The sequence below is a fragment of the Flavobacterium sp. genome (genome assembly GCF_036405015.1).
GTDB lineage: Bacteria > Bacteroidota > Bacteroidia > Flavobacteriales > Flavobacteriaceae > Flavobacterium.
Map to the genome: position 1 here is coordinate 15,602 of NZ_DASWYK010000162.1, position 16,995 is coordinate 32,596.

Annotated in this window: 7 protein-coding genes; all 7 read right to left on the minus strand. The window is 33.6% G+C overall.

Features of this window, described 5'->3' with window-relative positions; genetic code table 11:
- Window positions 1–5 precede the first annotated feature (5 nt).
- The 7 genes from VGE71_RS13090 to VGE71_RS13120 all read right to left on the minus strand — a co-directional run bounded on the left by VGE71_RS13090 (window position 6) and on the right by VGE71_RS13120 (window position 16,994).
- Window positions 6–3,338 carry a SusC/RagA family TonB-linked outer membrane protein gene (locus tag VGE71_RS13090; RefSeq protein WP_331138732.1) on the minus strand — a complete coding sequence of 1,111 codons (3,333 nt, stop codon included), beginning with the start codon at window positions 3,336–3,338 and terminating at the stop codon, window positions 6–8.
- 711 nt (window positions 3,339–4,049) lie between these two features.
- Window positions 4,050–5,207, minus strand: coding sequence for a glycoside hydrolase family 88 protein (locus VGE71_RS13095; protein ID WP_331138733.1), 1,158 nt, complete (start codon window positions 5,205–5,207; stop codon window positions 4,050–4,052).
- Window positions 5,208–5,253: 46 nt separating this feature from the next.
- Complete coding sequence (locus VGE71_RS13100; protein WP_331138734.1) at window positions 5,254–9,345, minus strand: hybrid sensor histidine kinase/response regulator transcription factor; 4,092 nt, start codon at window positions 9,343–9,345, stop codon at window positions 5,254–5,256.
- 101 nt (window positions 9,346–9,446) lie between these two features.
- A complete protein-coding gene (locus VGE71_RS13105) occupies window positions 9,447–12,560 on the minus strand; it encodes a glycoside hydrolase family 2 TIM barrel-domain containing protein (protein WP_331138735.1) in 3,114 nt (1,037 codons plus the stop codon).
- Window positions 12,561–13,081: 521 nt separating this feature from the next.
- The gene (locus VGE71_RS13110; protein WP_331138736.1) at window positions 13,082–14,392 is read right to left on the minus strand and encodes a BNR repeat-containing protein; all 1,311 of its coding nucleotides are present in this window, start codon (window positions 14,390–14,392) and stop codon (window positions 13,082–13,084) included.
- Window positions 14,393–14,705: 313 nt separating this feature from the next.
- Window positions 14,706–16,139, minus strand: a complete 1,434-nt coding sequence (locus VGE71_RS13115) for an AcvB/VirJ family lysyl-phosphatidylglycerol hydrolase (protein WP_331138737.1) — start codon at window positions 16,137–16,139, stop codon at window positions 14,706–14,708.
- Window positions 16,140–16,346: 207 nt separating this feature from the next.
- Entirely contained in the window at window positions 16,347–16,994 is a 648-nt protein-coding gene (locus VGE71_RS13120; protein WP_331138738.1) for a DUF998 domain-containing protein, read from the minus strand.
- Between the last annotated feature and the right edge of the window lies 1 nt (window position 16,995).

Sequence of the window (16,995 nt, forward strand, 5' to 3'; positions counted from 1 at the left end):
AATTGTTAAAGTGAAACGTTAAATCCTAAATTAAACATTCGCGTAGCAAGACCTCCTGTTTCCGGATCACCATAGTATTTCCATTCTTTAGAAGCTGACCATGTTGCAGCATTCTGAACTGAAGCATAAATTTTGAAATTTCTAACATGGATACGATCAATAAGATCTTTTGGAAGTGAATAAGCCAAAGAAATATTGTCTAAACGAATAAAACTACGATCGTATAGTTTTGCGACTCCTGCTCCTGCTGGTCCTCTCGCATCAAGACGGGCCCAGTCATTGGTTGGATTGTCAATTGTCCAATACGGATTTACGAACGGATTATAATTATTCGTATACAAACTACCATCGTTATAAGTATTCATATAACGTCCATCCATTGATTTGTGTCCCATGTACGCATACATGTTAATAGCCAAATTCCAATTTTTATAAATTTTAAATTCATTACGTAACGACCAGTTAATCGGCGGTGTTGTCTGACCTAAAAACTGTTTGTCTTTTTCATTATAAGTTGGTTTTCCATTTACATCATCAGCTGTATAGCTATTTTCAACTTTTGGATCTCCAGGACGCTGCCCGTATTTTGCAGCTTCTTCCACCTCGTTCTTTTGCCAAATACCGATTACTTTATAATCCCAGATTTGAGAAATAGGTCTGTCAATAAACCAGCCATTCGTTTTATCATCTGCTTCTCTTCTTCCAATAACATTTCCGTTTGCATCTTTAATATCTTCCATATTACCATACAATGCATTAATAGTATTCTTGTTGTAAGAGAAAGCCACCATTGTAGTCCATTCAAAGTTTTGTCTTTTCATATTCATCGTATTAAGACTTATCTCAATACCTTTATTTTCAACTTGCCCTAAATTGGTTGCAATTGATGAAAACCCAGTGAACTCAGGTAAACGCTGACTCATAATCATATCGTTCGTAACAGATCTGTAAACATCAATTGTACTTGTAATTCTGTCTTCCAAGAAACCAAGGTCAAGACCAATGTTAGTTGCTGTTGTTTTCTCCCATTGCAAATTAGGATTTGCCATACGGTCTATTCCAAGATATTTCATATCTACAATATTTCCAGAAGCATCTATATATCCCATTGTTGCTCCTGTACCTGAACTTAAATTCGCTAACGCTAAATACGGATCTGCAAGTGATCTATTCCCGTTTTTACCCCATGATAAACGTAATTTACCTGTACTTAATGGTCTCCAGTTCAACCAGCTTTCTTTGTTAAAATTCCATCCTAAAGCTACAGAAGGGAAAGTTGCATAAGGATAAGAAGCTCCAAATGCTGAATATCCATCACGACGGATAGTTCCCGTTACCATGTAGCGATCATCGAACGAATAGAAAAGTCTCGCCATCAATCCGTCAGCTGTTTGATGTGTATCGTTTGAATTAAACGAACTATTTGCCAGTGTTGCATTTGCAATATTATGATATCCTAAAGCATCTGAAGGCTGAATATTATTGGCATCGATACGGTCCCACCATGTTTTAAGATCTTCTGCTTCTTGAACAAAAGTGGCTATAATATGATGTTTTCCATTAAATGTATGATCCCAGGTTAAGGTATTATTTAAATTCCAAGTAAAGTTTTTCCCATTTTCTCTGTCGACTCCTATATTAACAGCATTCCAGTTTTTGTTACCTGCTGATTGAAAATAACGATTATAGAAAAATTGATAACGTGGTGCAGCATTAAATGAATATGTAATTCCAAAAGGCAAAGTTACTTTTGCATTAAAAATGGTATTTAACACTGTATATCCTTTATCAAGATCCATGTATTGACGATCATAGTAATAATTATATCCTCCAATTGTTGCTCCCATTGGTTGTCTTGCATAATCACCATTTGCATCTTTAAAGTTAGAAAACGGGCTGTTTCTTAACATATTTGCATCCCAATAATTTGTTCCTGTACCAACAGAAATATCTCCATCTGAACGATCTTGGAAATTAACGTTTGCTCCAAATTCAAGCCAGTCTGTAATTTTAGCATCTACTTTCATATTGGCACGAACTGCAGAATAATCATTCCCCTGAATAGCTCCTTCTGAAGTCAAGTAACCCAAAGACATATAGTAATTTACTTTATCACTTGCTCCAGAAACGCTTAAGTTATTATCGCGATTAATTCCTGTTCTAAAAGTACTACCATACCAATCGTGCGTTTTTCCTTCTGTAAAGTTTTTCAAAAGCGTAGCATCGGTAATTCCTAGACGAAGTCCCCAAACTTCATTTAGACTTTTTCCTTGAACTTGCGAAGCTGGTTGATAAGCCAACCACTGATCTTGAGTTATACCAAACTGACTTAATTGACTTGGGTTTGTGTAATAACCCGGTTTACCTGCAGCTGTTCCTGTAACCCATGCTTCATAGTTTCCAGTTGTTGTATTAAGTCCGTATGTTTTAGCTGTTTCCCAATCTTGTCTGTATCTTATATATCCTTCAGGAGAATAGACACCGCGATAAGCACTTTTATTGACAACAGTCAAGTTTGTTGTTACATTAATAATCGGTTTTCCTGTTTTTCCTCTTTTGGTTGAAATAACAATAACCCCCGCTGCTGCTTTAGATCCATATACTGCTGTTGCAGATGCATCTTTTAAAATATCAATCTGACCAACATCATCAGGGTTAATTTCAGAAAGCTCTCCGTAAAACTGCATTCCGTCTAAAATAATAAGTGGTGAATTATGATTAGCACCATCGGGATTGTAAACAGAAGTTTGTCCACGAATCTGTAAAGATCCTCCACCTTTTGCAGAAGGATCATACCCTACTTTTAGCCCCGGAACACCTCTCAATAAATCCTGAACTGTTTGCGGATTTTGATTTGCCAAAGCATCTGCTTTAACCTGAACAATTGATCCGGTTAAATCTTTTTTCTTCATTTTACCATATCCCACTACCACCACTTCGTCTAATGAAGCTGCGTTTTCTTTCAATTGAATCGAGATATTCGTTTTACCATTTGTAGCTACTTCTTGCGTTACAAAACCAACAAACGATATTACTAATACAGAACTTCCATCTCCTTCCAGAGTAAATTTTCCGTCAAAATCTGTTATCGTACCTTTCTTTGTTCCTTTTATCGTAACTGATGCTCCAGGAAGTGGAATTCCTTTCTCGTCTTTAACCTGGCCACTAATAGTATTTTGTGACTGTACTTTTTCTGTTTCTTTTATACTACCGGAATCAGTAGAAAATGCATGTACCTGCGACAATGAAACCAAGACACAAAGTAGTGTAAGTTTCTTTTTCAAATCAAATCCAGATCCATAATCAGGATCTTTAATTTTCCTAATAAAGTTTGTCATTTTTGGTTGTAATTTTTGGTTAATCGATTAGTTAATAAGTCTGCAAAATATCGTAACAGCATTAAATAAGTGTGTTTTTTACAATTTTATTTTTCAAAATTTTTTAAGCACACATTATGAAGTGATTACGTGTAGTCTGCATTGCAAATCTAACGTAAGAAGTAAAAGTAAAAGGGGGTAATTACAACATTATAAAAGGGGCAAATCCGCATTTATGGACATAAAACAGCTTTTTTTTATATGAATGGCAAAAAAAGAATATTTAAAATATACAATTGATAATTATTTTGTTTAGAATGTTTCGCTACGCTGTAGCTCTCGGTTTGTTGCCTAAAATTTTTCTATACATATTTAGCTCCGCTGGAGCCTTAGAAATTAGTAGCAACACGAAAAGTAAGAATCTTTAAACCGTTTTAATTTTAATTGAAATTCAAGAAAAAGTCCCAGAGGGACGAAACATTTATAGAAACAAAATGTATAGAAATGTAATAAGAAAAAAAGCTCCAGAGGAGCGAAATATAGGAATTAAACACATCTCTAATAAAACATAGCCCAAGGTTTCAACCTTGGGAGACTTTGGTTAGAAAAAATGTAATGGATTTTCATTGTGTCTAATGCTCAAAACCATTGGTTATGTTCTAAAAATCTATAGCCAGAAAACAAAAAAAGCAGTCCTATTAGACTGCTTTTCAATTTTATAGAATTATTTAATTACTTCACAAAACGGTAAACCTCTGATGCTGCCAATAAGAAAGCCCCCACTCCAAAATCGGCGGTTGAATTTTTATCTACAACCTGTCCCGGAATTGCTTTTTCGCCAATAGGTTGTACATATCCTAAAGTACCATCAGGCTGAAGTGCAAAAGTGGTTAAATAATTCCATGATTTTTGCACGACAGGTAAATACGTTTTTTTATCCAAATATCCATTATTTATTCCCCACATAAAACCATAAGTAAAAAAGGCGGTACCACTAGTTTCTGGACCTGGAGCATGTTCTGGATCTAGAATACTTCTCGTCCAATATCCTTCTTTTTGCTGTGTTTCTGCCAGTGCTTTAGCCATATCTTTAAAACGACTGATATATTCGTCTCTATGTTTGGCTGATTTTGGTAAATCCTGAATAATTTTCGCATATCCAGCAAATATCCAACCATCGCCTCTTGCCCAGAAATCTTTTTTCCCGTTAGCACTTTTATGTTTCGGATAAACATATTTCGCATCTCTAAAATATAATTTCGATTCAGAATCATACATAATACTGTCAGCATATTGCAGGTAAGAATGTAGTTTTTCTAAATACAATTCATTTCCAGTAACGTTGTACAACTTTGTCATCACAGGCATTACCATATACAAACCGTCAACCCACCACCAATAGTCATTTGCAGGAGTACTCATTTCGTATTCCATAACTTCACGCGCGCGGGCTATTTTTTTTGGATCATTTTTCCCAGTAAAATTGTATAAATCAATGTAGGTTTGAAAACAAATCTGCCAATCTCCAAATAATACATGTTTATCTGTTTCTCCGTAATTGTATTTCCATTCTGTTTTATCAGTTGATTTTGCACCCATCCATTGGTTTTTCTCGGCCCAAGCCAAAGAATAATCCAAATATTTTTGGTTCTGAGTGACTTTGTAAGCTTCCATATTTCCAGTATGATAAGCCGAAACATGCCAAAAAGCATTTCCAGGTTCCTGATGTGTCGTCTGCCATCGGTCATTTACTTTGTCAATAATAGCAATAACTTCTTTTTTAGATTCTTTAATTCCGCTTTCCTGCTTTACATTACCGCTTTTACATCCAACAGCTACAAGCGAAACCGAAGCTATTGCGATAAAAAATGATTGTCTAAAATTCATCATTATATTTTTAGATTAAGGTTTAATTATTTTGTTACAAATCAAAGAATCAGGTTGATTTCCAGAAACTTTCATTCAGTATGTATTTATTATCTTTTACGTTTTGATACTTCTTTTTAAACTCAGAAGGATTAATATTATAAAATTGTTGAAAGTGTTTTCTAAAGTACTTAATATCACCAAAACCTGCAATCGAAGCCGCCTGACTGATCTGCAAATCTGTCGTAATTAATAAAGTGGCCACTTTTCGCAAACGCACATTTCTCGTAAATTCTGAAACCGATTTACCAGTAATCTTTTTAATTTTTTTATAGACTAAAGAATAACTCATTCCTAAATGAAAGGCCAGATCATGCACATTGAAATTCTCTATGTCCAAATTAGCGTCAATTATCTCTACAATCTTTTCAATGAGTTTTTTATCCTCATCAGATAGTTTCAGATTCGCTTCTTTTTTAGTTACAGAATTAAGCAGATAGTTTTGTTCACTATCACGTCGTGCCAAAATCCCACTGATTCTAGCTAATAAATATTCATTATCAAATGGTTTTGTAATATAATCGTCTGCTCCAACTTCTGCTCCTTTTAGTTTTACATCTTCTGAAGTTCCTCCCGTAAGCAATATCACAGGAATGTGTTTTAACTCGTCATCCGATTTTATCTGCTTACAAAAAGCGACTCCGTTCATTTCTCCCATTACCACATCTGAAATGACTAAATCTGGTTGTACTTTTTTAATTATAGTTAAAGCTGCTTCTGCATTTTCAGCCAATGTAATATGATATTTTGAGGCTAATATTCGCTTTAAATAATTTCGTATCTGCGGATTATCATCTACAACAAGAATACTTTTGGCATCTTTAATTAAATCACTCACAGTCTCAGGTTCTTCAAGAGTTTGCAATACGTTTTCGCGAATCACTGTATCTTCTAAAGCTTCTTCCAAAAATAAAGTTCTATCGCTTAAATCTTCTCGGATTTCAATATCTCCAAAATGTTCTTTCCCAAGCGGCAATCTGATTTCAAAAGTTGATCCTCCGTGTTTATTGTCACGACAACTTACCTGTCCAGAATGCTGATTCACAAATTGTTTTACCAAATAAAGTCCGATACCAAATCCTTTACGATTGTTTTTTATGTTGGTATTGGACTGATAAAACAGATTAAAAATTTTCTCTTTATCGGCATTTGGAACACCTTCACCATTATCCACAACTTTTATAATCACTTCATTTTCTTTACAACGCAAGTTTACTGCAACACTTCCATTTTCTTTCTCGGTAAATTTTAAGGCATTGGAAATCAAATTAAACAAAGCCATTTCTATTTTCTCACGATCTACATAGACCAGAACTCTTTCTTCAGAAATACTAAAACTGTAGTCTATTTTTTTAGTTTTTGCATGATGAACAAAACAACTAAAAACTTCTTTCGCAAGCTCTACAATATCGATTTGACCAATCTTAAGTTTTCCTGTCTCTGTTTCAGTTTTTCTAAAAAGAAGCAACTGATCTACAAGACTTAATAATCTTCTCGAATTACTGTAAACCATTTCAATTGCACCAGGATCAATCTGCTGATCGGTTCCATAAATGATATCTTTTAACGGATTAATAATCATCGTTAAAGGCGACCTAAACTCGTGAGAAATATTAGTGAAAAAGGTTATTTTTTTCTCATTAAGTTCTTTCTCTTGTTTAGCCAAATCCTGTGATAATTTCACTTCATATTTAAGCTTAGCCTGCTGACGCTGATATCTATCGACTAAATAAATAATAGCGCAAATCATTATAAAATAGATAAAATAAGCCAAGCCGCTTCTGTACCAAGGCGGTAATATTGTTATGGGAAGCGAAATAGATTTTGAATTCCAGATTCCTTCTGCATTCGTCGATTTAATTTTCAATACATAATCTCCTTCTGTAATTCTCGAATAATTGGCACTTCGAATATTATCCACATAATGCCATTGCGAATCCCAGCCTTCCAGAAAATACGCATAGGATATTTTTTCAGGCAAACTATATTCTAAGGATGCAAAATCGATATTAAGCATCGATTCATCGTAAGGCAATTTTAATTGATTAATTCCAAAAGCGCCTACACCATCCTGATCATAAGCTTTGTTATTCACTTTAATCGAAGTAATAATTAGTTTCGGAAAAGCATGAACCTGACTGTTTATTTTGGTATCAATAATGTTAAAACCTTTGATTCCGCCAAAGACAATTTCACCTGTAGAAAGTCTCAGCGCTGCATTATAATTAAACTGATTGCTCTGAAGTCCGTCAGCATCATGATAACTTGTAATTTTGCCGTTTTCTATGTTATAAGCAAATATTCCGTTGTACGTGCTACACCAATAAACACCTTGTTTATCTCTAACAATATTCAAAATGGAATTATTTGGAAGTCCATTTCGTTGTGTTAGAAATTTTCGTTGAAAGGTTTTCGGATTCAAGATCATCAAACCGCCGCCTTCTGTGCCAACCAGCATTTTTGTATCTGAATGCGAAACAACGGAACGAACTGGATATTTTACGTCGATCGATTTACTTTGAAGCGTTTTAGGATTTAACTGAAATAATTTCGAAAAATTCCCAATCCAAAGATGTTGCTGATCTTCTGATATCGAAATAATACCGCGAATTCTGGCATTTACAAAATCAAACTGATCTGTTTTTTCATTGTATCGATACAAACCTTCTTCATCTGGTGAAGCCGCCCACAAAATATTCTTTTTGCATTTGTATAATACCCAAATATTTTTTTGAACTGCTTTTATTTTAGGACTGTAGAGATTGTATTTCTTGAAATTATGGGTTTGGGAATTAAAAAGACAAACGCCCCCACCATAAGTTCCAAACCAAGTTCCTTTATTGTCTTTCAGAATATCTGAAACGAAATTGTTACTAAGCGAATTTGGATTATTGGCGCTATAGGCATAATTGGTAAATGTATTTGTTTTTCGGTTCCAAAGACTTGCTCCTGCTCCATCTGTCCCAATCCAAAGATTTTCTGAATCTTGCTCGCATAACGAAAGAATAAAATCGCTTGGTAAAGTATTTTTAGACTGTTCATTTTTAGAAATCGTAACAAAAGGGCTTTTTGTCTCTTCAATTGTATTTACACCGCCTCTTAAAGTCCCAATCCAAACTCGGTTTTCATTATCGAAATAAAGCGATGATATGGCGTTACTGTTGAGTTTTTCTTCATCAAGACAAGCATTTAGTAATGAAAAAGAATCTTTTATATAATTGTATTTTACAACACCATTTCCGTTGGTTGCAATCCAAAGTTCATTAGCAGAAGCCTTAAACATCAAATCAGAAATAGGATATTGAATTTCCTGATTGTTATAAAGATGACGGATTTTGGTTTTAGTATTGTATTTTAAGAGTCCTTCCTCTGTAGCCAACCAAATATTCGAATATTTATCGATTAAAATACAGCCACTCGCAATAGAACTTTCAAAAACAAGAGAAAGATTTTTTGCTCCCGATTCCATCGATACTAAACCAACTCCTGCAACAGAACACCACAATTTTCCAGATTGATCGAAATCCATTTCCTGCACATGAAAATCCCATTGCATTTTTCCGTTTATTAAAAGCGGAATCTGAACAATTATTCCTTTTTCTTTTGCAGCATAAAGCAAGCCTTTTCCTGCTGTGGCAATGTACATTTTCGATTTATAATCGCGAATTTGATTGACAACAATATCGATTCTTGTACTTTTAGAAGTTTTTGCATCGATATAATTTTTTGTCTTAAACTGATTGCTCAGATAATCATAAACCGAAATTCCTCCTTTTGTTCCAATCCAAATTTCATTTTGAGTACCGCAAATACTTACAATTCTATTGTTGGCTAAAGAATTTGGATCGTTTGGTTCGTTTCTGAAATTCAAAAAATTGTAACCATCATATCGACTTACGCCGTCATAAGTTCCAAACCACATTAAACCTCTTTTATCTTTGTAAACTGAGGTTACAGCATTATTCGCCAGACCGTTTTTGATTCCGAGATATCCAATATTATATTTTTTCTGTCCGAATTTGGGAATAGAATTCCCTACAGTCTGTGGCTTAGCTGTAAAACAAATTACAAATGCTAAAAAAACTAGGATTTGCTTTTTCACGGGTTGGTTTGGTTGGTTTGGTTGGTTTTTGGAAACTTAGATAGTCAAAAAACCTATGAGCAGAACTCATAGGCTTCTTTTTACAAACATAACTAAAAACACTAATTTACAAGTGAAATTATATAAGAATAATGGTATTGTTTGTCTAATAATCGATATTGATCATGTGGCAAACGTCCCCAGCTGTCATCACCGCCTAAACCTCTTTGTTTATAATCGAGATGAAGATATACTGCTTCTTTAGAATCTAAATCCAAATCGGATGGGTGTCTTTGTGCTTTGGTTTTCCCTGGATCCAACGCTTCGGTTGAAATATTTAAAGCACTAAATCCAAGTGGCTGTAATCCTTCGATTTTTACTCCTTTACCGTTTGCATTTTGTAATTCTAACCAACGAACATCTGTTTTATAACCACCTTCTTGTGGACGAATATAATTTTTAGTGTACTGATTGATTACTTTATCTGAATATTCTCCAATAAATGCTGCTGAATTTCTATCCGAATAATTTTCCCAAGGACCTCTTCCATAATAACTTAAATTCTCGAATGCTCCATTCAATTTGGCACGCATTCCAAAACGAGGCATTTCTGGCAATTCTTTTCCTCCCAAATCAATAGCGGCAGTAACTTTTATCGCTCCATTATTTTGAATCAAATAATCCACTGTGTAAGGGAGATCGACTCCTGCTAATTTGTAAACTACTTTGATTACTAAACCTTCAGAAGATTTTTTGTCTACTGTTGCACTTACCACTTTTGCATTTTGCGATGCTTCTTTCCAAACTACCAATTTATTTTCCATGTTGCTTCCAAAATCATTATCGGTTGGAGCACGCCAGAAATAAGGTGTTGGGAAATTGGTAAAAATTGGATTTGATTCGTTTTTCAAATTGTATTTTAAAATTTCTCCTTTTTGAAGATCAAATTCTCCCGCAATCTTTTCTGTTTCAAATGACACCAAATTACCTTTTACAGCATACTTTAATTTTGAAGTACTTTTTTCACTGTTATTGTTTTTAAAATAAGAACCTTTTCCTATTGCAAACTGTTCTCTTGCAAACTCATGTCCTTTTTTTACTAATGGTGCATCGTGTTTTGAAACTGCATAAACATTTAAAAAATATTCTGAATTTTCGTCAATTGAACCTAAATCTAAAGCGACTTTTTTACTTTCTGCAGGCGCATTATCTAAATTAAATTCTCCTGATTTTACTTTTGCACCATTTTTAGTCAATTCCCATTTGAAATTATAATCAGAAAGAGTGGTGAAATTATACAAATTCGTTACCGTTAAATCTGACCCAGCAAATTGAAAATGAATATTTTGATATACTTTTTTAATCTCGCTTAAAGCTGGTTTTGGCGTTCTATTCGAAAAAATAACTCCATCGGCGCAGCCATTTTCATCATGTTGCAATTTTGAACCACCTAAATCTCCACCATAAGCCCAAAATATTTTTCCGTTTGCGTCTTTGGTTTTTATTCCTTGGTCAACCCAATCCCAAATAAAACCACCTTGCATATGTTTACTGCTGTTGATGATATCCCAATATTCCTGAAAATTTCCACCGCTATTTCCCATCGCGTGTGCATATTCACACATAATGTATGGACGGTTTTTATTAGCTTCAGCATAAGATTTCATGCTTTTAATTCCAGGATACATCGGACAAACAATATCCGTATTTCTATTTTCTCCAGCTTGCTCAAACTGAACAGGACGTGTTGTATCGACTTGTTTTAACCAATCGTAGGCATCATAAAAAACAGGTCCGTTTCCGCATTCATTTCCTAAAGACCAAATAATGATCGACGTATGATTTTTATCAAATGCGAACATTCTTTTGATACGATCTAAATGTGACGGCGCCCACTCTGGCAAATATGCAGGATGTTTTTTCTGATCAAACCAGTTTTGCCATTCTGCACCCATTGCATGTGATTCGATATTGGCTTCGTCAACGACATAAAAACCATATTCATCACATAAATCATACAATTTAGTATCGTGCGGATAATGACTCATACGAATAGCATTGATGTTGAATTCTTTCATTAACTGAAGATCTTTTAACATTAATTCTTCGTTTGGAACGTGTCCATTAACATCATCATGTTCGTGAATATTGACACCTTTTACCATCACTGCTTTTCCGTTAACCAATAGCTGTGCGTTTTTAATTTCAACTTTTCTAAAACCTGTTTTTTTAGAAACTGCTTCCAGAATATTTCCTTTACTGTCTAATAATGAAATGGTGTAGCGATATAAATTTGGTGTTTCAGCATTCCATTGTTTTACATTTTCAATGATTTTTGAAAAACTGATATTAGTATCTTTTGCGTTTACTTTTTTACTTTCAGAATAAACCGTTTTTCCTTCTTTATCAAACAATTCTACTTTTACAGACGGATTTTTGATTTTACTGTTTTGAAAAGTTTTCAACGTAACGTCCAAATTAAAAAGTCCGTTTTTGTATTGATTGTCTAAATCGCTTTTTACAAAATAATCCCAAACCGTTGTTTTTGGCATTGCCTGTAAATAAACATCTCGTTCAATTCCGCTTAATCTCCAGAAATCTTGATCTTCCAGATAACTTCCGTCGTGCCATCTAAAAACCTGAACCGCAATTAAATTGTCTCCTTTCTTTAAAAAAGAAGTAATATTAAATTCAGCAGGAGTTTTGGATGCCTTTGTCATTCCGACTTCTTTTCCGTTCAAAAATACTCGCGCATAACCTGAAATAGAACCAAAATGAAGTATAATTTCTTTATCATTCCAAGAATCAGAAATCGTAAAATTGCGTCTGTAACTTGCAACCGGATTATAATCTCCCGCTATAAAAGGAGGATTTTTAGGAAACGGATACACAATATTGGTATAAATAGGAATATCATATCCTTGCAACTCCCAGTTTGAAGGCACCTGAATTTCTGACCATTTACTGACATCAAGTCCTGGCTCGAAAAAATTCGTCGGTCTTTGTGCCGGAGTCTTCACAATATCAAATTTCCAAAGTCCGTTTAAACTTTGATATAATGCCGATTTTTTGGGATTGTTTTCCTTTAATTCTGCTTCATTACTAAATAGAAGAAATGAACTTCGTCCTGCTTCTTTGCCTCGATCCAAAATTTGAGGATTTTCCCATTCATTATTCTGGGCATAATTATTTTGCAGACCCAAAAACAAAGTAAGTGCTAATACAATTTTTTTCATTTAACTACACAATGGTTTTTAAAATTTAATACTCTTCCATTTATTTCAGATCGGGCAATAAATACTTATTAGAAATACATTTTAAAAAAATGCATTTTCCTCACTAAAAAATAACCTGCCTAGTTCCGAAATAAAATCAACTTCACAAATTTAGATAACCACCTATAAGATAAGAGGGGCGTTACAGTAAATTAGAAGGGGTATATCCGCAAAAGGACATTAAAAATGCATTTATAAGGCATTATTTCACATTATTCATAATTATCAAATTGAAAAATGCTAGTGGGAAAAATTATATTTCTAATAAAAATTTCCCCAAGAATTAACTAGTTTTAGATTTAGTTTCAACCCATAGAAACATAGCATCTGTACTTAAAAGAAACCTACAATGAAGAAATAAATTTCTTTATTGTAGGTCTCGTGATGTTCATTTAAACAAATGAAATACTTTTCTCAAGCTTCTTAAATCTATACTTCAATGTGTTTGAAATAATTTAAGATTTATTTCTTTTACCAAATTATTACTCTTTCAAAACTGGTAGTTGTTTTACTTCTAAAATTTGTACAGGCTCCGGATTTGCGTTTACTAATCCTTCACCATCTGCCTGATTTACATTTTGAGAAAAAATGTGTAGTTCTTGTTTTTCTTTCCAAAGCTCTTTATCAAAATTTGGTTCCCATTGCCCTACTGTAAGTCGACTTACATCATTTAATTGCCATTTTTTAGTTTTTAAATTGGCAGAAGCTAAGGTTATTTTATTGTTTCTTTCCTCATCTCTAAAAAGCAAATACAACATCGATTTGTTTACCAAGATTTCAGGACGCGAAATAGGAATTCTTTTTGTACCACCCCCACCAAGGTTAAAAGATGTTTTACGAAAATCGGTATCCATTAAATTCCATTTTCCATCAGATAAATAGACTACTTTGTATTGTGGCTTGCTGTTATTATTCCAATAAGTTGCGATATAAGGATTGTCTTTTTCGTCTACAGTCATAGCAGTTTGGTTAATTAAACTGCTGTTTTGTGGTACTTCCCAAGCATGTTCGGCTGTTGCTTTTGTAATAGGCAAAATGTATTTCTCTCCTGTAGACTTTTGCCATGTTTTTCCTCCATCGGCAGAAAAAGCATAACAAACATCATGGTTTGTCGACACATCCCAGCTTTCTCTCCAAACCCACGAAATATAAATTCCTTTTTTACCCATACACATTTGCCAATACGCACTTCGTTGATTTTCTCCATCCAATAAATTATTTTGTAAGGAGGTCCATTCTTGCTTTTTTAAATCATAAGATTTTATAACTAAATTTCCTCTTCCAGAAGCTCCAGAACGGTAACAAAACAATAGATTTCCGTTTGATAAGTTATGAAATTCAGGATACGTTACTTTATCTTCATCTATTCCTGTCATTGGTTTTTCTTCTCCTAATTCTAAAGAAAATGGCTTTTTGCTTCTAGCATAACGCAAGCGTGTATCGTGATGATCCCAGCTCACGTGAAGATAACCTTCGCCATCTATTACAATGCTGATATCATTGTGGGCATCTTTTACATTTCCGCTGTATGGAGTAATGAGTTTATTCCATTTTTTTGAGTTTAATTTTCTTTTGGCTAAAACCATTCTCCCTTCCGGATCATAATAAGCTGTGTATTGATCTCCTTTGAAAGAAGTAAGCGCACTATTTCTAAAAATAACTGTATTGACAGAATTATTACTCCAACCTAATCCAACCTCGCTCTCAGTAGTTTTTAACTGAGCATTTACACTAACAGAGAAAACGATCAGCATTAAAATTTTACTTAACTGACTATTTAAATTGATTTTCATTTTTCTTTTTCTTTTAACAAAATAATTAATTAGGATTGCTTTTTTTGTTGATTGAGTATAAATGTCTCTGCAGTTAAAGTAATCCCAGAATAAAAGTTTTCACTTTTATCGATATACTTTACTTTTCTTTTTAAGAAAAACTTGCAAAATTTCGGAATGGCATCACAAATTAATTCATTCTTATTTGAATTAACAAATTGTACTGAAAGTATAATGCTATTTCTGGGTAATTAAAAAACGCTAAACCGAAAGATTTAGCGTTTTTATATCTTTTGAAAAATTAAGCGAAAATAACAAACTTAAAAATCGTCTTTTACAATTTCATTTCTTTTAAAATAATTTCTACAATTTTAGTGTAATCATTGTTATAATGATGCGAACCTGGAATTTCGACGGTTTTTATATCCGATTCTGTAAAACGTTTTCTAATTTCTGGATCTTCTTCACTTCCAAAAAAACAAACAGGATTATAGGTTTTAATTTTCTTTATTTCAGCAATCACATCATAATTATCATTTGAACTTTCAAGACTGAGCATATCTGCGATATGGATTTCAAAATCGGCTTTGACGTCTGGAGATAAAGAATAGACTCCTTTTAATTTTTCCTTTAAAGGTTCTGGGAAATTAGCTGCTGCAAACGGAACAACAGAAGCTCCAAACGAATATCCAACAAGAATAAAAGTCTTTTTATTCCATTGTTGTAAATAATGTTCTATTGCTTTAGAAATCGCTGCTGCAGTTTCTGTTGGAGTTTTGGCATTCCAAAAATATTTCTGAGCATCGAGTCCAATTACTGAAATTCCTTTTTCTGCCAAAGCCTCTCCAAACGACTGGTCAAAACTTGTCCATCCTCCATCACCTGAAATTAAAAAAGCAATAGGCTGGTTTTCATCTTTATTCTTAGACGGAATCAAGGTTAAAGGCATTTCAAACGGAAGCGGTGTTAAATGCTGTTCTTTCAGTAACGAATTTTGTTCTGATTTCTGTTTGGCATAACTAGGCGTATTGAGAATTTCTTTATAAGCATCAATAAATTGTGGCAGCCAGTTTTTAGTAACAGAAAAACCATGCCCAACTTTCGAAAGTGTAATTAGCTTTCCCAGTTTCAATCCGTCCATAAATTTTTTAGTCTCGCCGTAGTTGCAAACTTGGTCTGTTGTTCCCTGCAAAACAATAAATGGAGCAGTCAGTTTTTGTGTTTTTTCAAGATAATAGGCTTTTCCTTCTTTTAAAACATGAGTAGTCAGTCCAGAACCATCACATAAAGTTCGATCAGTTTCTATATCTGGACAGAATCCTAAGGCAATTGCGCCACTAAAAGTATTCGCTGGAGCCTGTACCAGCATACCATAAACAAGAGTAGCTCCAGACGAATAACCAACTAAAATAGGTTTTAGATATTGTTTCAGTTTCAGTTTTTTTTGCAAAATAAGACTCAGTTCTTCAAAATCTCCTGCAGGGTAATAACATTTGGATTTCTCTTTTTTAATGGCTTTAAAATAATGCTGAATATCAATACCAGCCACCAAAGCGCCTTGATCTACAATATTTTTAGCCATATCAACAACACCACTATTCCATCCTCCATCACCTGAAACGAATAATACAACAGCATTGGGAGTTGTTTTAGGTTTGTATAAAGTAACTTTTCCAAATGCTCCTAAACGAATAGTATCTTCTACTGAAGCAAAAACAATTGTGTTGTAAATAAAAATAGAAAAGATGAGTAATATGTTTTTTTTCATCGTACTTCATTTTAAGTGTTGAACTATAAAATCTAACTCGTTGAGTATAATTCTTTTTAACACATAGAAACATAGTTTAACTTTATGAAAATACCTAAAAGGCGTTTCATTTCCATCAATTCACATAGCTTCTTCCTGTATCTTTAAGACGAATAAAAAACTATGTTTCTATGTGTTATATTAAATAGCTTAATTCCATCCACCGTGTTAAATTCTATTCTTTTTATTGTATATGATAACCGAAATTGCAATTAAATAAACATATAGATTAAGCAGAAAAAGTCGCTGCCATAATCCTCTGTCAAAAATCCAGCTTCTTTGAGCCGAAAACCGAATTGTAAATAAGGCTATTGTAATTAAACCTATAAAAAAGATTATTTTAGAGAATAAACCGAAACGAGAATACTTTTCCTTTTCAATTACTTTTTGCATGACCAAAGGCAGTAATAAAGCCGCAATAAGACCAATTCCTCCCGCAATATCATGGGCGATAAAAGATGGTTTCATTTCACCTCTTATTCGATCAGCTTTAAATAAACCAGAGCCAATACCTTCTCCAATTCCGTATAACATAATTAAAACCGAAGCTAGTTTTGAACTCTTCGGATTTTCATAAAATGCTTTTCTAAAAATGATTCCAAAGAAAATAAATACAATTCCAATAAAAATCCACCAAGCAGAAATAAGATTGGATACGGGACTTATAGTTGCTCCCAGCGAACTAATCGTATTTTTTAACTGGCTATAACCTGGATAATAATTTCCAAGGACAAATAATACAATAAAATCAGCAATACAAATTGTAATGCAGATGATTACCATGATTTTTATTCCGTTTAATTTTAAAATCCCCATA

Excerpts from the sequence above, each read along its gene's own strand:
- VGE71_RS13110 (WP_331138736.1), bottom strand. The coding sequence starts at position 14,392 with ATGAAAATCAATTTAAATAGTCAGTTAAGTAAAATTTTAATGCTGATC.
- VGE71_RS13090 (WP_331138732.1), bottom strand. The coding sequence starts at position 3,338 with ATGACAAACTTTATTAGGAAAATTAAAGATCCTGATTATGGATCTGGA.
- VGE71_RS13105 (WP_331138735.1), bottom strand. The coding sequence starts at position 12,560 with ATGAAAAAAATTGTATTAGCACTTACTTTGTTTTTGGGTCTGCAAAAT.
- VGE71_RS13115 (WP_331138737.1), bottom strand. The coding sequence starts at position 16,139 with ATGAAAAAAAACATATTACTCATCTTTTCTATTTTTATTTACAACACA.
- VGE71_RS13120 (WP_331138738.1), bottom strand. The coding sequence starts at position 16,994 with ATGGGGATTTTAAAATTAAACGGAATAAAAATCATGGTAATCATCTGC.
- VGE71_RS13095 (WP_331138733.1), bottom strand. The coding sequence starts at position 5,207 with ATGATGAATTTTAGACAATCATTTTTTATCGCAATAGCTTCGGTTTCG.